Source organism: Halomonas sp. ALS9 (assembly GCF_001651035.1).
Taxonomy (GTDB): domain Bacteria; phylum Pseudomonadota; class Gammaproteobacteria; order Pseudomonadales; family Halomonadaceae; genus Vreelandella.
Window position 1 is genome coordinate 212,895 of sequence record NZ_LXRG01000065.1, and the last position, 19,747, is coordinate 232,641.

The 19,747-nt window shown below is 55.3% G+C and carries 23 protein-coding genes; 7 read left to right on the forward strand and 16 right to left on the reverse strand.

Annotated features, from left to right (window positions below):
- Positions 1-13: 13 nt before the first annotated feature.
- The 3 genes from A6R74_RS05185 to A6R74_RS05195 form a co-directional block, all read right to left on the reverse strand.
- The gene (locus A6R74_RS05185; protein WP_064233389.1) at positions 14-1,021 is read right to left on the reverse strand and encodes a GlxA family transcriptional regulator; all 1,008 of its coding nucleotides are present in this window, start codon (positions 1,019-1,021) and stop codon (positions 14-16) included.
- Positions 1,014-1,580 (reverse strand): isochorismatase family protein, encoded by a 567-nt coding sequence (locus A6R74_RS05190; protein ID WP_064233390.1) that lies wholly within the window; start codon positions 1,578-1,580, stop codon positions 1,014-1,016. Before A6R74_RS05190 ends, A6R74_RS05185 begins: the two co-directional genes overlap by 8 nt.
- A 158-nt stretch (positions 1,581-1,738) precedes the next feature.
- The gene (locus A6R74_RS05195) at positions 1,739-2,482 is read right to left on the reverse strand and encodes a class I SAM-dependent DNA methyltransferase (RefSeq protein ID WP_064233391.1); all 744 of its coding nucleotides are present in this window, start codon (positions 2,480-2,482) and stop codon (positions 1,739-1,741) included.
- Between the two features lie 201 nt (positions 2,483-2,683).
- On the opposite strand from A6R74_RS05195, the gene A6R74_RS05200 reads away from it, so the two are divergent.
- Genes A6R74_RS05200 through A6R74_RS05210 form a run of 3 tightly spaced genes read left to right on the forward strand, consistent with a single transcriptional unit; the run spans position 2,684 to position 3,901 of the window.
- Positions 2,684-3,091, forward strand: a complete 408-nt coding sequence (locus tag A6R74_RS05200) for a DUF4019 domain-containing protein (protein WP_064233392.1) — start codon at positions 2,684-2,686, stop codon at positions 3,089-3,091.
- Between the two features lie 30 nt (positions 3,092-3,121).
- A complete protein-coding gene (locus tag A6R74_RS05205; RefSeq protein ID WP_064233393.1) occupies positions 3,122-3,532 on the forward strand; it encodes a lysozyme inhibitor LprI family protein in 411 nt (136 codons plus the stop codon).
- Positions 3,533-3,583: 51 nt separating this feature from the next.
- A complete protein-coding gene (locus A6R74_RS05210; RefSeq protein WP_064233394.1) occupies positions 3,584-3,901 on the forward strand; it encodes an antibiotic biosynthesis monooxygenase family protein in 318 nt (105 codons plus the stop codon).
- A 24-nt stretch (positions 3,902-3,925) separates the two neighbouring features.
- Here the strand turns inward: A6R74_RS05210 and A6R74_RS05215 are convergent, their stop codons facing one another.
- Positions 3,926-4,468 carry a YqaA family protein gene (locus A6R74_RS05215; RefSeq protein ID WP_240488169.1) on the reverse strand — a complete coding sequence of 181 codons (543 nt, stop codon included), beginning with the start codon at positions 4,466-4,468 and terminating at the stop codon, positions 3,926-3,928.
- Positions 4,469-4,536: 68 nt separating this feature from the next.
- Positions 4,537-5,355: a DUF1206 domain-containing protein gene (locus tag A6R74_RS05220; protein WP_064233396.1), complete on the reverse strand. Its 819-nt coding sequence runs from the start codon at positions 5,353-5,355 to the stop codon at positions 4,537-4,539.
- 162 nt (positions 5,356-5,517) lie between these two features.
- Here A6R74_RS05220 and A6R74_RS05225 point away from each other — a divergent pair, with 162 nt between their 5' ends.
- Positions 5,518-6,396, forward strand: coding sequence for an AraC family transcriptional regulator (locus A6R74_RS05225; protein ID WP_240488170.1), 879 nt, complete (start codon positions 5,518-5,520; stop codon positions 6,394-6,396).
- A gap of 47 nt (positions 6,397-6,443) precedes the next feature.
- Here the strand turns inward: A6R74_RS05225 and A6R74_RS05230 are convergent, their stop codons facing one another.
- Both A6R74_RS05230 and A6R74_RS05235 read right to left on the reverse strand, forming a co-directional pair.
- The gene (locus tag A6R74_RS05230) at positions 6,444-7,046 is read right to left on the reverse strand and encodes a LysE family translocator (RefSeq protein WP_064233398.1); all 603 of its coding nucleotides are present in this window, start codon (positions 7,044-7,046) and stop codon (positions 6,444-6,446) included.
- A gap of 103 nt (positions 7,047-7,149) precedes the next feature.
- Positions 7,150-8,073 (reverse strand): glutaminase, encoded by a 924-nt coding sequence (locus tag A6R74_RS05235; protein WP_064233399.1) that lies wholly within the window; start codon positions 8,071-8,073, stop codon positions 7,150-7,152.
- A 156-nt stretch (positions 8,074-8,229) separates the two neighbouring features.
- Between A6R74_RS05235 and A6R74_RS05240 the strand changes: the two genes are divergently transcribed.
- The gene (locus A6R74_RS05240; RefSeq protein WP_064233400.1) at positions 8,230-9,087 is read left to right on the forward strand and encodes a bifunctional transcriptional activator/DNA repair enzyme AdaA; all 858 of its coding nucleotides are present in this window, start codon (positions 8,230-8,232) and stop codon (positions 9,085-9,087) included.
- Here A6R74_RS05240 and A6R74_RS05245 read toward each other — a convergent pair.
- The 6 genes from A6R74_RS05245 to A6R74_RS05270 are packed head-to-tail and all read right to left on the reverse strand — an operon-like array spanning position 9,084 to position 14,804.
- A complete protein-coding gene (locus A6R74_RS05245; protein WP_064233401.1) occupies positions 9,084-9,950 on the reverse strand; it encodes a phosphodiesterase in 867 nt (288 codons plus the stop codon). The two genes, A6R74_RS05240 and A6R74_RS05245, sit on opposite strands and share 4 nt — an antisense overlap.
- On the reverse strand, positions 9,943-11,025 hold the full coding sequence (locus A6R74_RS05250; RefSeq protein WP_064233402.1) for an ABC transporter ATP-binding protein: 1,083 nt from the start codon (positions 11,023-11,025) through the stop codon (positions 9,943-9,945). The genes A6R74_RS05245 and A6R74_RS05250 overlap by 8 nt, the downstream gene beginning before the upstream one ends.
- Positions 11,026-11,069: 44 nt before the next feature.
- A complete protein-coding gene (locus A6R74_RS05255; protein WP_064233403.1) occupies positions 11,070-11,858 on the reverse strand; it encodes an ABC transporter permease in 789 nt (262 codons plus the stop codon).
- Positions 11,855-12,751 (reverse strand): ABC transporter permease, encoded by an 897-nt coding sequence (locus A6R74_RS05260; protein ID WP_064233404.1) that lies wholly within the window; start codon positions 12,749-12,751, stop codon positions 11,855-11,857. The genes A6R74_RS05255 and A6R74_RS05260 overlap by 4 nt, the downstream gene beginning before the upstream one ends.
- A gap of 2 nt (positions 12,752-12,753) precedes the next feature.
- Complete coding sequence (locus A6R74_RS05265; protein ID WP_064233405.1) at positions 12,754-13,770, reverse strand: ABC transporter substrate-binding protein; 1,017 nt, start codon at positions 13,768-13,770, stop codon at positions 12,754-12,756.
- Positions 13,771-13,802: 32 nt separating this feature from the next.
- Positions 13,803-14,804: a LacI family DNA-binding transcriptional regulator gene (locus A6R74_RS05270; protein ID WP_064233406.1), complete on the reverse strand. Its 1,002-nt coding sequence runs from the start codon at positions 14,802-14,804 to the stop codon at positions 13,803-13,805.
- A 240-nt stretch (positions 14,805-15,044) separates the two neighbouring features.
- Between A6R74_RS05270 and A6R74_RS05275 the strand changes: the two genes are divergently transcribed.
- On the forward strand, positions 15,045-16,499 hold the full coding sequence (locus tag A6R74_RS05275) for a cobyric acid synthase (protein WP_064233407.1): 1,455 nt from the start codon (positions 15,045-15,047) through the stop codon (positions 16,497-16,499).
- On the opposite strand, the gene A6R74_RS05280 is transcribed toward A6R74_RS05275, so the two are convergent.
- A complete protein-coding gene (locus tag A6R74_RS05280; protein ID WP_064233408.1) occupies positions 16,471-16,869 on the reverse strand; it encodes a RidA family protein in 399 nt (132 codons plus the stop codon). The two genes, A6R74_RS05275 and A6R74_RS05280, sit on opposite strands and share 29 nt — an antisense overlap.
- A gap of 171 nt (positions 16,870-17,040) precedes the next feature.
- Here A6R74_RS05280 and A6R74_RS05285 point away from each other — a divergent pair, with 171 nt between their 5' ends.
- Positions 17,041-17,604 (forward strand): hypothetical protein, encoded by a 564-nt coding sequence (locus A6R74_RS05285; protein ID WP_064233409.1) that lies wholly within the window; start codon positions 17,041-17,043, stop codon positions 17,602-17,604.
- A 19-nt stretch (positions 17,605-17,623) separates the two neighbouring features.
- Here the strand turns inward: A6R74_RS05285 and A6R74_RS05290 are convergent, their stop codons facing one another.
- Positions 17,624-18,805 (reverse strand): vWA domain-containing protein, encoded by a 1,182-nt coding sequence (locus A6R74_RS05290; protein WP_064233410.1) that lies wholly within the window; start codon positions 18,803-18,805, stop codon positions 17,624-17,626.
- A gap of 3 nt (positions 18,806-18,808) precedes the next feature.
- Entirely contained in the window at positions 18,809-19,663 is an 855-nt protein-coding gene (locus tag A6R74_RS05295) for an AAA family ATPase (RefSeq protein WP_064233411.1), read from the reverse strand.
- Positions 19,664-19,747: the final 84 nt, after the last annotated feature.

The following is a 19,747-nucleotide window of genomic DNA, read 5'->3' on the forward strand; positions in this document are numbered from 1 at the left end:
GCCTCTTATTGACTCAATCAGGCCGTTTTTGGGAGCTGGCCCGCCGCCATACGCTAGGCGGTGCTTTTTCCTGGCGTGCCCATACGCGCCTGAGCTGGCGCTCATCTCCGAATCCGGACGCTTCGGCTATGCGCGCTAGCGTCCAGGTCGTTTCGGTCATTAACGCTTTGGCACGCTGCAAGCGTAATCCCGTGATGTAGTCGCCCACCAGCATGCCGGTGAGACTTTTGAATTGGCGCCGAAAATGCCGCTCGCTCATGGCTGCCTGAGCCGCCAATGTTTCGATACGCCAGGTCTGCGAGGGCGCGGCGCATATGGCATCTTGAACGCGATGCAGCCGCTCATCCACATGATTGCGACCCTCAAGCCAGGCGCCCAGTTGAGGTTCCTGACCACTGCGACGCAGATACAGCACCATCTCCCTTGCAACCGCCAGGGCCAGCGAGTGTCCACACGCGCGGGTAAGCCAGTAGAGCATGGTATCAATACCGGTTGAGATCCCCGCGCTGGTTAAGTAGCGCCCATCCTCAATAAAGATACAGTCGCTCTGTACTTTAGCTTGTGGGGCTTTAAGGCGTAACTGTTCGATGAGAGCGTGATGGGTGGTGCAGCGTCGCCCCTCTAATAGCCCCGCATCCGCAAGTAATAGCGTGCCGGAGCAAACGGTCATTAGCGTATCTGCATATCGGGCGTTCGCCTTGAGCCAACCGACACACTCTTGTTGCGCCAATGGCTCAAGGCTATTGCGGTATTGCCCCGGAATCAGCAGTAAATCTTGAGGAGCAAGCTGTTCGGGTAATGGGTCAATGCCGCTAAGGGTTAGCGGCCCTAACCACTGCATGGCCGTTTTGGGGCCTATATAGCGCACCTGAACGTCTATAGAGAGCCGGTCAGCACACTGCAAAACCTGAAGTGGGCCAATCAAATCGAGCGGCACCTGGCCGGGCATCATCAGCACCGCAATCTGCAAGGTTTTAGCTCTTGCAGATTGCAGCTGGCTAGTTTGTTGCTCTTCACTCACGCGTATTTTGCCATTCGTTGATCATGTCATGTGTACTGATAATACGTGCAAAGCGGCCTTCCAGTACCAGTTCGGTGCGGGCTTTAATCTCATCGGCTGACCAGGTGACGCCGTGGCGCGTCATGGGGAAGGTGAGGGTAGCATCGCTGATAAAGTCGACGCTAAAGCCTAAATCTGACGCCACCCGTGCGGTGGTTTCACAACATTGCTCGGTGCGAATACCGCTAATCGCCAGCCGCTCAATGCCGCGCTCCCTTAACCAGCCTTCAAGCGAGGTATCGGTGAAGGCGTTATGGACACGTTTATTGTAGGTCACCGTCACTTCATCGTTAAAGCCATCAAGCGGACGAATCAGGCCATTATCAGGGTCGAAAGCTCCTTGGCTGCCAAGCTCTTCATGCAGAATGCGCACTACGGGAATATTGTTTGCCTGTGCGGCGTTCAGCACTGCACGTTGCTTCGGGCGCCACGCCTGAGCCATCGATTCTACCCAGTAATCGCGAGCGGGGAAGGAGGCTTGAACGTCAATTAATAGCAGCGCCGTTTTAGACTGGATCATGGCTAATCTCATCGTGTGGAAGTGAGATTACAGATTAGCTTTTATACATTCTGCCAACGATGCGTTGTCCGGTCACAAAGGGGGCAGATTCGGCCATGTCTAGGCATTGTCTTCTAGTTAACACCACGGCAAAGGGAGATCCCAGGCGCAAGTAGGGGTTATTTCTTCACGCAGACAAAAATAGCGTTTCCAGAGGTCGTATCCCAGGGCTTGATGGTCTCGTAGTTGTGCTCAAACACGTGCACTTCAAAGTAAGGCGCTAGCAGGGCAGTTAACTCCGCAAAATTGACCGCCACCATGGGGTGTTCGTCGTTCCACACTTGCTTCGCGTCTGCATTGGCTTTCTCAATGCTCAGCCTAAGTGACTGTTTTTCGCCTTGACCGCTGTAGTGCCATCCAGAGCGGAAGGTAAATAAATCGTTTGCTTGTTTGGCGGTGTGCTTAACAAATAAATCGTTATTGATTTTGTCTTTATCGACCGCGTTAAAACAGAAAATACCGCCGGATGCTAGCGCGCGATGCGCGCTGGATATACACGCTGTGAGCTTTTCAATCCCATCGTTGTAGTGGATGGAGTACAAAAAGCAGGTGATTAAGTCGCTGGGTTCACCAACCTCAAAATGACTCATGTCTTGGCGCGTGAACTGAGCTTCTGGGCAACGCGCGGCGGCGATATCTAGCATGGGTTGATTGATATCAAGACCGCTGCTGGTATAGCCAAAATCTATGAAATGGCGCACGTGTGGGCCGGTGCCACAGGCTAAATCCAGGTGCGTAGTTCCGCCGTTACCGAATATCTGATGCAGTCTATAAATGGCGTTGCTTTGCGCGGGATAGTCGATGTCCACGCACATCAAATCATAGTAGCCAGAAAGGTCGGTATAGAGGGCGTTGGCGGACATGGTGGCCTAATAGTGGCAATTGAAAAATGGTGGGTGGCGCATAGTAAACGAGCGGGTAGGGTTTTAGAAGCGTGTACGGCAGGTAGCATTGGTGTTAGTCAAATACCTTCTGTGGCCCTAAAGAAATCCTGACATTTACCGATATATAACTAAGGCCATGAAGATTTCTCTGGTCGTTGCTAAATGCCAAGAGACCCTGCTATGCCTAAAACGCTGATCTTTATTTTTGCTACCTTGTTTCTCACGCTACCCTCCCAAGCTTATGCACACACTAGTGATGCAGAGGCGGCGGCGTTGGCGTGGCTGGAGGCCATCGATAGTGGCCAGTATGAACAGGCATGGGAATCATCATCTCCGCTACTAAAGAAGCCGCTTTCGCCGCATATGTTAGAACGTACGATTGGGGCGGCGCGTCGCGACTTTGGGGCCGTTCAATCGCGTCGGCGAGTGGGCGTTGTCCGTGAAACGTCTATGCCAGGAGCTCCACGAGGCGACTATGCAGTGCTAACCTTTCAGACACGCTTCGAGAACAAACCTCAAATCACTGAGACCATCACTCCTCACTTGGAAGAGGGCACTTGGCGGGTAAGCGGCTATTATGTGAACTAATCGTTTCTGCATAATGGTTAACCACACTGCATGAATAAAATGATTTCGCTACTGTTCGCTTTCGTTTCATTGTCAGCGTTTGCGACAGATGCTGCGCCAGATTGCCAAAACGCCACGACGACGATGGAAATCAATCAGTGTGCGCTGTTGCAGCTAGAAATGGCTGAGGCGGAAATGTACCGCTATTTAGATGCGGCGCTAAACGACCATGAAGCAGATGCCAGCTTAGTGGAGTCGATTCAGCTGGCTCAAGAGGCTTGGGAAGGCTACCGCGAAGCCCATTGCGATGCGGTGTATACCCAGTGGCGTGATGGTACGATAAGGGGCGTGATGTCGCTTTCATGTAAAAAACAGCTTACCCAGGCGCGTACACATACGTTATGGGCGAGCTTTTTAATCACAATGGAAGGCGAGTCGTCACTTCCGGAGCCTGAGCATTAAACTGGGCTTATTGGTGCGAGCTTCATTCCTTTTTTAACCGCGACGAGGCCTATGCTATATATCGCTGACACCCCTGAACCTCCTTACTACGCGGTTATTTTTACCTCACGACGCACCGAGGTCGATGATGGCTATGACGAGATGGCGGCAAAAATGGTTGAGCTTGCAGCCCAGCAGCCGGGATTTTTGGGGGTGGAATCCGCCAGAAATGAAGTGGGTGTGACCGTTTCCTACTGGGCTGATATAGCATCTATTAAAGCGTGGAAAGCCCATGCAGAGCATCAAGAAGCCCAGCGGCTGGGGCATCAACAGTGGTATCAGCACTTTAAAACCCGTATCGCCAAGGTAGAGCGGGATTACGGCATTTAAGAGATGAACCACAGGTTCAGTTGCCTATACTACCATCCCTGCCAGCGCCTGCATCCCTAGCGCTACTACCAGTACAATGACCCCTGCTACCAAACTGGTTACCAAGGCGTGGCGTTTCCATAACACCAGAACGTCATGGCCAAAGCGGTGAACCAGCCAAGCCAGGCCGAAATAGCGTAAGCCGCGGGCGATGAGCGCCGCCAGGGCAAAAAGCAGAATGGGGTAGCCAGACAGCCCGGCGGTAATCATCGCGATCTGAAAAGGAATTGGCAAAATGCCAATGGCCAGAATCGCAGCAAAACCGTACTGGTCGAAGAAGCTTTGGAACGCCTGATAGCTCTGCTCCATCCCCATGAATTCGATAAACCAGGTACCAACGGATTGGAATAGCACCATGCCCACGCCATAGCCGATGAGCGACGCCACTAAGCAGCCCAGCGTGGTGGCCGTGGCAATTGCCCAGATGCGCTGTCGGTTCGCCGCCATCAGCGGTATCAATACCAACTCGATGGGAATGGGCAGAATAATTGTCTCCAGAAAGGAGAGAGTTCCTAGTAACCACAGCATGTTCTTTGAGCCATTAATGCGCTCGAACCACTGTTTAGTTCGCTTTGAGGTTATGGCCATGGTGGTGACTACATCTCGGGATTAATGCGACGGTAAATAGCTGCTAGCACACTATAAAGACCGAATGCGAATAACCCTAAAGCGACAAATGCAAGCAGCCACTGGCCGTAGGGTTGTCCTCGCAGCGTGCTAAACACTTCACCCATCCCGCCTGCTTCATTGGGGGCGATTTGATAAGCGGCGATGATAAAAAAGCTACCCACGATTACAAACACAAGTCCACGAATCACTAAGCCAAAGCGGCAGATGGGATAGGCCCATTGTTGAGTTTGTGGTGGCATTGCAAAGTGTTTGTCGAATTTGGATTTGTAGCCTTTCAGCGCGTGGGCAATACCTACGCCAATCATGACTAAACCAACCCCGCCTACCAGCCAACGCCCGAAAGGCTGCTCCATTAGCCAGCCGGCCACACCCTGCGAGCCGCCACCTGAATCACCCGAAGAACCCGCATATTGGAAGATGAGCGTTGCGGCAAAAAACGCTAATAGCGTATGGGTAATGGCGCTGGCTAATAAGCCCGCACGAATCGCTAAGCCTTTGGCGCCATTGCCGTGGTGGTCGGCGTCTTTAACCGCTTGGATAGTCCGCCACATAGCGTAGCCCACCAAGCCAACGGCAATGAAACCTAGCAACACGTTACCAAAGGGGGCGGTGAGCACGCGTTCCAAGGCGCCCCGACTGCCCTCGGTCTGACCGCCTTGGCCAAGGGGTGCCAGCGCTGCAAGGCCGCCTACTAATACATACACAATACCGCGAGAGGCGTAGCCCATACGGGCGAAAAGGGTAATCGCATCACGATGGTCGGGTTTTTTCATACTGTCGGCCATGGTGTCCTCCTGACGTATTTGGCGTTGCATATCCTATGCAATCTAGTTCATATAGTGCTTAACAGCGGCCCATACTGTGCTTGTGCTGTGCTATTGTCCAGCTTAGGTCAAGTAACAGAGCTAATCGCTGTTTTCACTATTTTTTAATATTGTGAGCAGAGCATGAGTAGAGTTTCAGCACCTATTTCAGCACCTATTTCAGCATCTCTTTCAGCATCTACCTCGGCACCTATCTTCTGGCGCGATGCGCGTATGCCCTATGTGGAACTGCGTAAAATCAGCGATGCTCGACAGGTCTGCTATGCACCGCACAGCCATTCGCATTGGTCGCTGGGGGCTGTGACCGCAGGTAAAAGCACCTTTTGCTATCGTGACGCGACGTATCAGATTAGTGCGGGTGACATCGTGATGATGAACCCCCACTGGGTGCATGCCTGTAACCCCATCGAGAATCAGCCCTGGGCTTACTTGATGCTCTACGTCGATACCGCGTGGCTGAGTGAGTTGCGCTATCAATTGGGCCTGCTGGATGCGCCTAACTGGCAGGACATTGCTACCGCCGTTATTACCCAGCCAGCGCTTTATGCTGGGTACTGCGATATGGCCGCTTGTTTGCTGGATGAACAACGGGAAATTGTTGATAAGCAGGCGACGCTAATCGAGTACTTGTCTACCATGATGCAAGTGCTTGCCCAAGAATCCCCTGCGGCATTGCCCCAAGCGCCCAGTGCGTTAGAACAGGTTGCGGCCTATTTGCGTGCCAATTGTGCCGCTGATATCTCGCTTGAACGCTTATGTCAGCAGTCGGGCTATAGTGCTGGGCACCTGATTCGTGCCTTTAAACAGCACTTCGGGCTGACGCCTCATGCCTACCTGATTAACCAGCGAATCCAACTGGGGCAAAAAGCCCTCAAGCAAGGGCAGCCGATTGTTGAGGCCGCTTTGAACGCAGGCTTTAATGATCAACCCCACTTTCAAAGAACGTTTAAGCGGCTGGTGGCCGCAACGCCCAACCAGTACCGCTACCCGCTTCCCAAATAACAGCAGTCACATAAAACAACAGCCACTCAAAACAACAGAACAGCCACTCAAAACAACAGAAACAGTGCACTAGCGGCCAGACAAATAGCCAATACGCGGTTAATCGTCAGCAGGACGATGGGGCGGTGCACATAGCGTTTGAGAAAAGCCCCAGCAGCTACCCAGCTGGCTAGCGAAAGCCAGCAAATAGGCAAATAAAGCGCAGCGAACAGCCATAGCAGGAAGGGCTTGCTACCACTGGTATAAGCCCCAATGCCAGCGGCAGACGCCAGCCATGCTTTAGGGTTAAGCCACTGCATCATTGCGCCTGCCCAAAACCCTGGTGCGTTGTCGCCGCCTCGTTCCTGTACTCGTCCATCGTGCTGAAACAGTTGATAGCTAAGGTAGAGTAAAAAACCAATACCTGCCCAACGTAAAAGCGCTTCCAACAGCGGCGCCACACTCAGCAGTGAGTAAAGCCCCGCGCCGATGGCTAAAAACAGCGCAACAAACCCCAGCGTGGCGCCGGTTACAAAAATAAGCCCTTTGACAATGGGGTAGTGCGTGCCGCTACTCAAGCAAACAATGTTGACCGGCCCCGGCGAAATAGACGCGGCGAGAGCAAATGCAGACATGGGTAGTAGCGTCGGCAGCAGTAGGGTAGTGCTCATTGTTATCCTCCTTGGTAGTGCAAGGAGTTTGCAGGGGTGCCCACTGGCGGTATTGAACAAAATTGAGGTGGCTACTTAAGCGACTGCCTTTTACGCTTAGCTTTTAATAATGCCCAAACACCGACCAGCCGGTACGCTGCACAAACATTTCCAGCGCCTGGGTGCCCAGTAAACTATTACCATAGGCGTCTAACCCCGGCGACCAGACGGCAATAGAACCGTGTCCCGGTGCAATCGCCAGAATGCCGCCGCCGACGCCACTTTTGCCGGGTAGGCCGACGCGGAAGGCGAATTCTCCCGAGGCGTCGTAGTGCCCGCACATCATCATCAATGAGTTGATCCGGCGGGCCCGCTGGGGCGCTACCACGCGTTTGCCACTGGGTTTGTTGATACCATCCGAGGCCAAAAACAATCCTGCATGGGCAAGCTGCTCGCAGCTCATAGCGATGGCGCACTGGTGGAAGTAAGTGCCCAGCACTTTATCGACATCGTGGCGTAGATGGCCAAAGGCTTTCATAAAGTGCGCCAGTGACGCGTTGCGGTCGCGGTGGGCCATCTCTGAGGCGGCCACGGCGTGGTCGAAATAAATGCTGTCGTCATCGGCGATATAGCGCACAAAGCTGAGAATCTCGCCCAGTGTCTCTTTGGGTTCATGGCCCATCATGATCGCATCGACCACCGCAATAGCCCCGGCATTGATAAACGGATTACGCGGCTTGCCGCTTTCATGCTCTAGTTGAACGATGGAGTTAAATGGATCGCCTGAGGGCTCCCGGCCGACTTTCGACCACAGCGAATCACCCACTTGCCCCAGCGCTATAGTCAGCGTAAATACCTTGGAGATACTCTGAATGGAGAAGGGGGTTGTGGCACATCCCGCCGAGTACACGTTGCCATCTACGGTCGACAGCGAAATGGCAAACTGCTGTGGGTCAACGTGGCCAAGCTCGGGGATATAGTCGGCGACCTTGCCACGCTGTTCGGCATTTGCCATGGTGGCCGCGATGTCATTGATCAAGTCTTGCATGGGCGTATCGTGTACCGTCAGTGGAGGCGGGGCATTACCCTAGCGGAAAAGTCGGGAGCTGTCTGCTAACGCCATTAGCAAGATTCGGGTCGGCAACTCGCTTGTGAACGCTTAGGCTGATGAAGATAGGCAGTCCCAAGGCACAGAGATAACACAATGAACGACTATGCGCGTATCGAAAAAGCCATGGCTTATATGGTGGCCCATGCAGCGGAGCAACCCAACCTGGAAACAGTGGCCGCGCAGGTGCATTTAAGCGCCTTTCATTTCCAGCGGCTATTTTGTCGTTATGCGGGTATCAGCCCCAAACGCTTTTTGCAGGCGCTGACGTTAGAGCGCAGTAAGCAACTGATTCAGGCATCGACATCCCTGCTGGATATTGCCCATACGCTGGGGCTAAGCGGCGGCTCCCGGCTCTACGATCACTTTGTGCAGTTAGAAGCGGTCACCCCGGGAGAGTATAAGCGCCAGGGTGAAGGCGTGGAGATCGCCTACGGGGTTCATGAAACGCCCTTAGGTAGCATGTTTGTAGCGGTAACCCCCCGGGGTATCTGCCGTATGGGTTTTGTCGATGCGACGAATTCAGAGGAGTTACTGGCTCGGCTTGCCAAAGAGTGGCCGCGCAGCATGCTGTGCCATAGCCCCGATGCTACCCGTTTTGCGGTGGAAAAGCTTTTTAATCAACCCGAAGAGGGAACTGCTGCTTTGTCGCTGCACGTGACCGGCACTAACTTTCAAATAGCGGTTTGGCGGGCGCTGCTGACGATTCCCGAAGGTCAGTTGGCCAGCTATTCGCATATCGCCCAGGCATTGGGCACGCCTAAATCGTCCCGTGCAGTGGGCAATGCGGTGGGCGCTAACCCCATCGCGGTATGGATACCCTGCCACCGGGTGATTCAACAAAGTGGCGCACTGGGTGGCTATCGCTGGGGGTTAGACAAAAAGCAGATGGTACAAGCCTGGGAGTTGGCAAAGGTCAACGACGAATCGCTTTCTCCCATGGCCGCGTCTTAATCAATTAGCCCATTCGCATCATAAAACGGAAAAGGGCCGGGGTAGGAATCAATAAACCCTTGGTGAGTCACCATGCCGTTAGCTGCCGACCAGTGGTGCAGCAGGTAACCGGGAGGCTCAAGCTGAAAGTGGGCGGGGCCGTCTGGGGTGAGATCCAGGCTAACCTGATGGGAAACCCCGGGGCAGCTAATCGCCAGGGTGTTCGCAAAGCGGGCTTGGATCGAACGGTGCAGATGCCCACAGAGCACGCGCTCGACCTGGGCATGCTGGCCAATGACGTCGGCTAGCGCTTCTGGTCGTTTGAGCGGCTGGCGATCCATATGGTCGATGCCACTCACGAACGGGTGGTGGTGCACCATGACCAGCGTCGGTTTATCGGGCTGCGCTGCCAGCGTTTTATCCAGCCACTGCAGGCTCTCATCGCTTAGCTCCCCGTGGGGTTTGTCCGGCACCGATGAGTCGAGACCCACTAAGCGCACCGGGTAATCATCCACCACCCACTGCAAGTAGCCGTTATGCTGAAACAGGTAGCGGTGTTCCGGAAAGGCGGCGCGCAGGTGCTGGCGGTCATCGTGATTGCCAGGGATCAAGTACACCGGCAGCACCAGGTCAGCCAGGATTTGCGTAAAAGTGGCGTACTCGTCGGGATGACCAAAATCAACCAAGTCACCGCTAATCAGCACCAGGTCGGGCCGCGGCGCTAGCTGATTGAGCGTGCTGATCGCTTGGCGCAGCGCATTGGCGGTATCCACCTGACGGTAAGAAAGTTTTCCACCCGCCTTGATATGCGGGTCGCTAATCTGGGCGATAAGGCATTGCCGGGTAGGATCAGGCGTTGAGCTTTTAAGACAGTGATCAGCCATTGGCCATCTCCTTGGCATTAACAGAGGGTGTGAGCTTATCTGGATGAAAAAGCACGCGGGAGGGGAGTGCCAGGCCAATCGCGGTACCGTTGGGCCAGCGCTGGCGGGAAGGTGCCTCAATCTGGAGGGGTGAGGCGTTGCCAGTGTCCACCATCAGGCGTTGGCTCTGGCCCAGGAAAATGCTTTGCACTACCGTGCCTTTTACATCGGCTTGGTCCAGCGGCACTACCTGAATATCTTCTGGCCGGCAGTAGACCGTGGGTACGCCCTGCAAGTGAGAGGCAGAGAGTTCACCGCCATGCACGATTAACCCGCCATCTGCTCGGCTGCCGATCACGTCCAGGCAGTTAACCGCGCCAATAAAATCGGCCACAAAGGCATTGGCTGGCTGATGGTAAATCTCTTGGGGTGTGCCTAACTGGGCAATACGTCCGGCTTGCATTACCGCGATGCGGTCACCCAGGGCCATCGCCTCGTCTTGATCGTGGGTGACGTACACGGCGGTGGTGCCCAATTCACGCAGCAACTGGCCAATCTCGATGCGCAGGCGGTCACGCAGCTTGGCATCGAGCGCCGCCAATGGCTCGTCAAACAGCAGCACCTTGGGGCGCACGGCAATTGCGCGGGCGAGGGCGACGCGCTGCTTTTGCCCGCCGGAGAGGGCGTCGATACGCCGATCGCCAAAGCCTTGCAAATCGACCATGTGCATCACTTCGTCAAGCCTTTGGGCAATCTCGGCCCGCGGCAAACGCTGTATTTTAAGACCGTAGGCAATGTTGTCGGCAACGCTCATGTTGGGAAATAGCGCATAGTTTTGAAACACCATTCCCACGTCGCGCTTCTCAATCGGCAGGGCGGTGACATCGCGCTCGCCAAACAGCACTTGCCCACCTTTGTCGGGGCTTTCCAGGCCGCTGATAATACGCAGGGTCGTGGTTTTGCCGCAGCCGGAAGGGCCCAGCAGTACCAGGGTTTCGCCTGGATTAACCTGCAGATCCAGCGGCTGTAGCGCCGTGTTGCCGCCAGCGAAGGTGCGGCTGCATTGGTTGAGCGTAATGCTCACAGATGAACTCATAATGGATTCTCAACTAAAACAGTCAGGTGTCTTTCAATAGGCATTTAGCGACGCTGCTCGGTGAGACGACCTGCCCACTGAATCGCCACCAGCAAGGGCACCACCATCACTAGAAATATCAGCGTGTAAGCCGAGCCGATTTCCAGGCGCATCGAGGCGTAGCTGTCGGCTAGCCCAACCGGTAGCGTTTTGGTCAAGGGGGTATGCAGCATCCAGGTGATGTTGAATTCACCGATTGATAAGGTGATTACCATCAGCGCGCCCGCCAGAATGCCGCTCATGCAGTTGGGGATAACGACCCCGAAAAAGCGTTGCCGTAAGCTGGCGCCCAGGCTGGCGGCGGCTTCCTCTAGCTGGGGAAGCTTGGCGGTCTGCATCACGGAGAGCACTGCGCGCACCATAAAGGGCAACGTAAACAGCACATGGCCGACAAGAATAAACAGCCAACTGCCGCGAAATTCCCGATAGCTACCGTAGGCGAGCAGTAGGGCAAGAGCGGTGGCCAGCCCAGGCACGGCAACCGGTAGCAACAGCAGCTCTTCAATGGCATTGGCCCAGCGGCGGCGGCTGCGCAGTAGACCGTAGGCGGCGGGGACGCCGATCAGAACAGTGATCAGTAAGCAGGCGAGCGCCAGTTTAATGGAGAGCCAGATGGTATCGGCGTAGAGCTGCCACACCTCATTGACCCAGCGCAAGGTCAGCCCACTCTCAAGGCCGACAAAGTAGTTCTCGGTCAGACCCGCCATCACCGACATGGCCACGGGCACGATCATAAATAAGCACACCAGCAGGGTGAAAACCAATTGAAGCGTGAAGCGTAGACGCGATTTCATACGGAGGCTCCCAGATTGCCGCCTGCCAACCGACGAGCAAGGCTTAACGCCATCCAGGTGATCACACCCAGTACCACCGAAAGCGCAGCCGCCATGGCGAAGTTGGCGTAGTTGGTGAATTCGCCGTAGATATTGAGCGGCAGGATGCTTAGCCGTGTGCCCAGGGTAAACGCCGTTCCAAAGGCGCCCATACTGGTAGCAAAGCAGATGGCACCGGTTGACAGCAGTGCGGGCGCAATGCCGGGCACGATAACGTCTTTAGTGACTTGCCAGGTATTTGCTCCTAACGAGCGGGCCGCCTCTTCAAGGCTTTGATCTAGGTTGTCGCAGGCAGCCATTACCGTGGTGATAACGCGAGGAATGGAGAAGTAGAGGTAGCCAATAAATAACCCGGCCAGCGAGTAGGCGAACATCCAGCGCTCGCCAAACAGCCATAGGCTGGTTTGCGCCAGTGCACCCTGGCGCCCGCCCAGCATAATGACCAGAAAGCCCACCACTACGCCTGGAAAGGCCAGCGGAAAGGTCAGGATAGCCACTAATATGGACTTGCCAAAAAAATGCTGCCGGGCGAGAAAAAAACCGGCAACACCGGCAATGGCTACCGCTACCAGAGACACTACCAGCGAGAGACCAACGGTGGTCGCTAGGCTAATCAAGTACTGCCGATGGGTGAGAATCGTCATATAAGCACTGATACCACTACTTGGGTCTGCCTCGGCCCCCATCATGATCAGACGTGAAAAAGGCAGTAACCAAAAGGCGCAGAAGATCACCAGTGCAGGCAGTAAGGCGACCATAGCGATAAAGCTTTTCTGTCGCGCGGGGCCCACCATGATTGGACGACTATTGACGTAAGAAGCAGCCCCGGAGGGCTGCTTGGATGCCGCTGTCATGATTAACGCACCTCCGACAGATATCGCTCGGAGAAGCTTCGCTGGGCAGCCGCCATTGCGGTGTAGTCGAGTGCCTCGGCGCGGTCATACTCGCTATCGGGGAGGAATACGTCGCGTGCCTCTGCGGAGATAGCGCTTGCGCGCACGGGGCGCAGGTAGGCGTCTGCCCATACCGCTTGGCCTTGGTCAGAGAGTACAAAATCGAGTACCTGCTGGCCGTTCTCGGGGTTAGGGCCATCTTTCACCAGGCTCATAACATAAGGCACTACCACGGTACCCTCTTCGGGAATCACGAACTCCACGTTGGCACCATCGCTGTGGCGAGCCCGGTAAGCGTTGAAGTCGTAATCAAGTAAAATCGGGATCTCGCCGGAAAGCACCCGCGCATAGCTGGTTTGCTTGGGCACAATCGGATCGTTGTCGGCAAGCTGATTGAAGTAGTCGATTGCCGGGGTAAAGTCGTTAAGATCGCCCCCCATGGCCTGGTTGACCGCCGCGGCACCGACGTAGCCGACAAAGGCACTGGCCGGATCAAGGTAGCCCACCATGCCGCGATACTCGGGCTTGAGCAGGTCTTCCCATGAGGTCGGCACCGGCGCGCCATCCAGGGCATCGATGTTAACCATAAAACCGAGCGTGCCGGAATGAATGGCAAACCAGTTGCCTTCGGGATCTTTCAGTCCTTCGGGGATCTCCTCCCAGTGCGCAGGTTGGTAGGGCGTTACCACATCCTCTTCCATGGCCTGAATGCCGAAGGTCACCCCGTAGTAGACGACATCCGCCACCGGGCTAACTGCTTCAGCCACCAGCTGGGCTAATGACTGGCCGGAGTTTTTGTTGTCTTGAGGCACGCGAATGCCGATTTCCTGCTCAATCAAACGCAGCTGCGTGCCCCAGTCTGCCCATTCTGGCGGGCAGTTGTAGCAGATCGCGTTGTCGCTTGATTGCGCCAAAACGCTTCCCGATGTGCTGATCACTGCCGTGGCCAATAATGCTTGGTAAAGACGATTAAGGTTCATACTGTGCTCCTCTCTAAAGTACCGAACGTGGACTAACGGGGTGTCGGGGTTGCGACACTTTCGCCCTTACGCAGTGCGTGGGGCAGGGGAGCGGGCGCGCAGCGCTCTCCCCGAATCATGGCGAGCAGTGTGTGGACAGCACTGCGCCCGATCTCGGCGCGAGGCTGCTCAATGGTGCACAGCGACGGGTAGAGGTGCTTGCCCAAGGCAATACCATCAAAGCCCATGACGGAAAGGTCATCAGGCACCCTAAATCCGGCGCGCTGAAGTTCGCCCATCAGGCTGATGGCGAGCAGGTCGTTGGTGCAGATCACCCCCGTGAGAGCATCAGCGCCATGTAACGCCGACGTGAGGCAGGTTAGTTCTGCTTGGGTATGGTTGGCCATCTCTACCAGCGGGCGGGCGACAAGGCCTGCTCCGTCCATCGCGTGGCAGTAACCCGCAAAGCGTTGTTGGGCGCGGTCTGACTGCAGCAGCGGGCCAGCGACCATGCCAATTCGCTTATGGCCCAGGGCGATCAAGTGGCGGGTGGCATCAACGCTGGCGGCACGGTTATCGACACCGACCGAGGGGAAGCCGCTGCTGCCAGGCGGGTTGTAGACCAGCAAGCAGGGGGTAGTTTCCAAGCGCAGCTTGTCCAGCACGGCGCTGTTATCCGCTTCCGCTACGGTAAGCACCAAGCCGTCGACGCGCTGGCGCAGCATCTCTTCGACGATGTCACCCTCTCTGCTGGGTGAGTATTCGCTGGTGGTCACGATCAGTGAGTAACCCGCCGCACGGGCAGCTACTTCCATGGCTTGTAGCTGCTCGGCAAACACCGGGTTGTCGAGGCTCGGCACCATCACGCCAATCATCTGCGTGGCCTGCGAACGTAGCTGTTGAGCGACTTTATTGGGCCTGAACGCCAGTTGCCGGGCGGCGGTAAAAACGCGTTCTCGGGTGGCTGGGCGTACCAAATCGGGACTTGAAAAAGCCCGCGCCGCGGTTGCCCGAGAGACGCCTGCGAGTTTGGCCACAGTGAGTAAATCTGCCATGCGAATACCTGTTTTCAATGCAATGAGATCGATCTCATTTATGAGGTATCAGCCTAGAGTGGGTATGTGACGGCCAAATGGCGGGAATATGTATTTTTAGAGTGATTATGATGACAAGGCGATTAATAACCATGCAGTTCGAGGGCAATTGAAAAGGAGGACTGTTTTGCTTGATCACATTGCGCTGATTTCCAGGGGCCGCTAAAGTCTCGCTCTTGTTCACCTGGGCGAGACCTTCCTATGGCCACACTGATGATTCAGGGCACTACCTCGGATGCGGGCAAAAGTACCGTGGTGGCCGCGCTCTGCCGTGCGTTGGCAAGGCGTGGCATATCAGTGGCGCCATTTAAACCCCAGAATATGGCGCTAAATAGCGCCGTCACCGAGGATGGCGGTGAAATTGGCCGCTCTACGGCCTTGCAGGCCCAGGCCTGCTATTTGGGCCCCCACAGCGATATGAATCCGGTATTGCTCAAGCCGGAAACCGACCGCGGCGCCCAGGTGATTTTGCGCGGTAAAGTGCATGGGCATATGGACGCCCTGGATTACCACGCCTTCAAGCGGACGGCCAAAGAGAGCGTAATGGCCGCATGGCAGGCATTAGAGAGCCGTTTTGATGTGATTATTGCCGAAGGTGCAGGTAGCCCCGCGGAAATAAACCTACGTGAGGGCGATATCGCTAATATGGGCTTTGCCGAAGCGGCTGACTGCCCGGTATTACTCGTCGGTGATATTGATCGTGGTGGGGTATTCGCCCAGTTGGTGGGGACGTTGGCGCTATTGAGCGAGAGTGAGCAGGCGCGCACCAAGGGTTTTATTATTAACCGCTTTCGGGGCGATATGGCGCTGCTCAACCCTGGGCTTGAATGGCTGGAGGAGCGCACTGGAAAACCCGTACTGGGCACGCTGCCTTATCTTCAAGGGCTGGTGCTCGATGCCGAAGATAGCGTTGGTTTAACCCACGCCGAAAAAGCTGGTCAGACGCTCAACGTGATTGTGCCAGCGTTGCCGCGTATCAGTAATCACACCGATTTTGACCCGCTGCGTCTGCACCCGCAGGTATCGCTGACCTTTGTGGGGCCTGACCAACCGATACCCGCTGCCGATGTGATCATTCTGCCTGGTAGTAAAAGTACCGCCAGTGACTTGGCGTGGCTAAAACGCCAGGGCTGGGATAATGCCATTCAGCGCCACCTGCGTTATGGCGGCAAGGTATTGGGTATTTGCGGTGGATTTCAAATGTTGGGCGAGTGGGTGGATGATCCTGAAGGCTTGGAGGGCAAGCCTGGCAAAGTAGCCGGATTGGGTTTATTGAATCTCACCACGCGCATGGTCGCTGGCAAGCAGTTGCGCAACGTTCGCGGCGTGACAATAGCGGAAGGGGCAGCCGTTACCGGGTATGAAATTCATAACGGCGTAAGCGAAGGGCAGGCCCTTGAATCCCCGCTGTTTGAAGTCGACGGGCGCAATGAAGGCGCCGTTAGCGACGACGGGCAAATAATGGGGACTTATCTGCATGGCTTATTTGATCATACGCAAGCGTGCAGAGCCCTGCTTAGCCGTCTCGGGCTTCAGAATGCAGTGCATCTCGATTATCAAGCCCACCGTGAGCGTGAGCTTGATCGGCTAGCCGATATGCTAGAAGCGAATATTGATATTGAAGCGGTTATTGCTCTGATTGAAGCTGGCGCTTAGCCATTACGGTAATTTCAATACTGCTTCCCCCGCAGATATGGGGAGATTCGGTGCAGGTGCGGGCAGGGTAGCGGCCAGGCTCAAAATGCTCCGCGTAAACACTATCCATATCTTGGATGGCGTGTAGATCAGTGAGGTGGATGTCCACGCGCAGGATATCCGCGAGGCTGCCACCCTCCATCTCAAGCATGCGCGATAGCGCGCGCATTACAAGGCGCGTCTCTTCTTTAACGTCACCCCGTGCGGCGTGGCCGTTAGAAAGGTCAGAAACGGTCAGCCCCGAAATAAACACATAATGGTCGTCCAATACCATGTGACTGCCGGGGAAGCTCGGTGTGGGCATGGTAGGGTCATTCATAAAAGTGGGCATGTTAGCTCCTTCTAAGTCACTGTTCACGTTTACAGTCACTTTTGACAGGTTGTGAGCCATCGTGTTCAGTATCAGTAAAAATGAATGGACGTAGCACTGGGTATAATCCGCTGTCAAAACGGCGATAATTACTCTAGGCTTGCGGCTTTTTAGTCGGTGAGGATGATTCAAATGAAGGTCGTACACGTTAACGCAGAGGCCCAGCGCAATGCCTGTCTGGCGCGATTATGCGCTGAGGTTTACGGGCAACAGGCTGGTCTTACGCCGCTGGTCGTGTTCACCGGCACCTGTAGTGTGTTTTTTCCGCAAGAAGCCGCGCGTCTGTTTGCCGCTGTTGACGGCCAGGGTAAACCTCAAGCACTGGCGCTGCTAGTGCTGGACGAAGAGGGCGAGGGCATGACGGTGACCCACGCCTGCGCGCTTGACCAAGCAAATGCCCAGCAGCGTTTGATCAGCGAGCTTACCTTGAAGGCGCCGCTGCGCGTTGACGTTGATACCGCCGAACAAGAGGCGTTCTATCAACAAAGTGGCATTAAACGTTGGTTTGGCGGAGTGGGTGGAAAGCGCATCGGCTTAGGCGCACGCCACCCTGCCAAAAGCGTCAGTGAACTGACGCCTACTCTGGGCTTAGACGAAGCGTTGATCCTGCGTCGTTTCAAACACGACCCGAAAGCATTTGAAGAGGCTAAACAGGCCTTTTTGCAAGGCTTAAACGATTTTCCGCAGACGCTTTAAACGGCTGCTTTTGTCATGCCTACTTCTTCGCTAGCTCGCGCATGGCGGTTTCCAGGCCTTCCATGGTCATGGGGTACATGCGGTCTTCAATAATTTCGCGAATCAGCGTTGTCGAGTAGGTGTACTCCCATGCTCGTGGCGGCATGGGATTAAGCCATGCCAAGCGGGGGAACGTTTCGCATAAGCGCTTAAGCCAAAGGCCTCCAGGTTCGTCGTTAAAGTGCTCTACGCTGCCGCCTGGGTGGGTCACTTCATAAGGGGACATAGCTGCATCACCAACAATCACGACTTGGTAATCCGCGCCGTAGGTATGCAAAACATCCATGGTCGGGATACGCTCACTGCCGCGGCGCATGTTGTTACGCCAAACGCCTTCGTACAGGCAGTTGTGAAAGTAGTAGTGCTCCAGGTGCTTAAACTCTGAACGGGCCGCCGAAAACAGCTCTTCGCAGACACGAATATGGTCATCCATCGAGCCGCCTACATCCAAAAATAGCAGCACCTTCACCGCATTATGTCGCTCTGGGCGCATCTGCACGTTGAGTAGTCCGGCGTCCTTGGCGGTTTCACGGATGGTGCTATCCACGTCAAACTCATCTAACGCCCCTTGGCGGGCAAACTTGCGCAGGCGACGCAGCGCCATTTTGATATTGCGCGTGCCTAACTCTAGAGAATCATCGTAATCACGGAAGCGCCGCTCGTCCCAGGCCTTGGTGGCACGGCGGTGGCGCGAGCCCTCCTGGCCAATGCGAATGCCTTCGGGGTTGTAGCCGTAGGCGCCAAAGGGGCTGGTGCCTCCGGTACCGATCCATTTGTTGCCGCCCGCGTGGCGCTCTTTTTGCTCCTCCAGGCGTTTTTTAAACGTCTCGATGAGCTCTTCAAGGCCACCCAGAGATTCGATTTTGGCTTTCTCTTCCTCCGTTAGCTGCTTCTCGAACTCACGGCGTAGCCAGTCGTCAGGGATTAGCGACTCAATGGCGGCGTCCATGTCCTCAAGGCCTTTAAACCATGCGGCGAAGGCACGGTCAAAGCGGTCGAAGTGGCGCTCATCTTTGACCATCACCGTGCGGGCCACTTGATAGAAAGCTTCCATATCGGCGAACACCACGCCGCGCTCCACCACAGCATGAAGATCCAGCAGCTCCCGCAGCGAGACCGGCACGCCCGCGCGTTTTAATGTCTCAAACAGGCCGATAAACATGACTTAGCGGCCTGTGCCTTTCTGGCGGCGGATCATAAACGCCAGGCGTTCCAGCAACTGGGTATCCTGCTCGTTTTTAACCAGTGCACCCGCCATTGGTGGCAATGCTTTGGCCGGGTCGCGGTTGTAGAGCGCTTCTTGAGCAATATCGTCAGCCATCAGTAGCTTGAGCCAATCGACCAGTTCAGACGTTGATGGTTTTTTCTTAAGGCCCGGCGCTTTACGCAGCTCGAAAAATACCTCTAAGGCTTCGCTGACAAGCCGGGGAGCGATATCCGGAAAGTGCACATCGACAATCGCCTGCATGGTCTCCCGGTCGGGGAATTCGATGTAGTGGAAAAAGCAGCGGCGCAAAAATGCATCCGGCAGCTCTTTTTCGTTGTTTGAGGTGATGATGATAATCGGGCGCTGCTCGGCGCGGATGGTTTCGCCAGTCTCATAAACATGAAACTCCATACGATCCAGCTCTTGGAGCAGGTCGTTGGGGAATTCGATATCGGCCTTGTCGATCTCATCAATCAGCAGCACTACCCGCTGATTGGCGGTGAAGGCTTCCCACAGTTTGCCGGGCTTGATGTAGTTGGCGACGTTCTCCACGCCTTCCACACCCAGCTGCGAGTCACGCAGGCGGCTGACAGCATCGTACTCGTAAAGCCCCTGGGCCGCTTTGGTGCTGGATTTGATATGCCAAGTAATTAACTGGGTATCGAGTGATTCAGCCAACTCTTCGGCCAATAGGGTTTTGCCGGTACCCGGCTCGCCTTTGATTAATAGCGGCCGCTCGAGCACCACGGCAGCATTCACCGCCTGCTTAAGCGCATCAGTTGCGATATAGGAAGAAGTGGAATCAAACGCCATGGGAGAGCCTCGGCTTGTCGAAAGCGGGGTTATAAAAGGATTCAAACAAGTGTACGTGAGGGTCGCCTTCAAGGCCAACAGCCT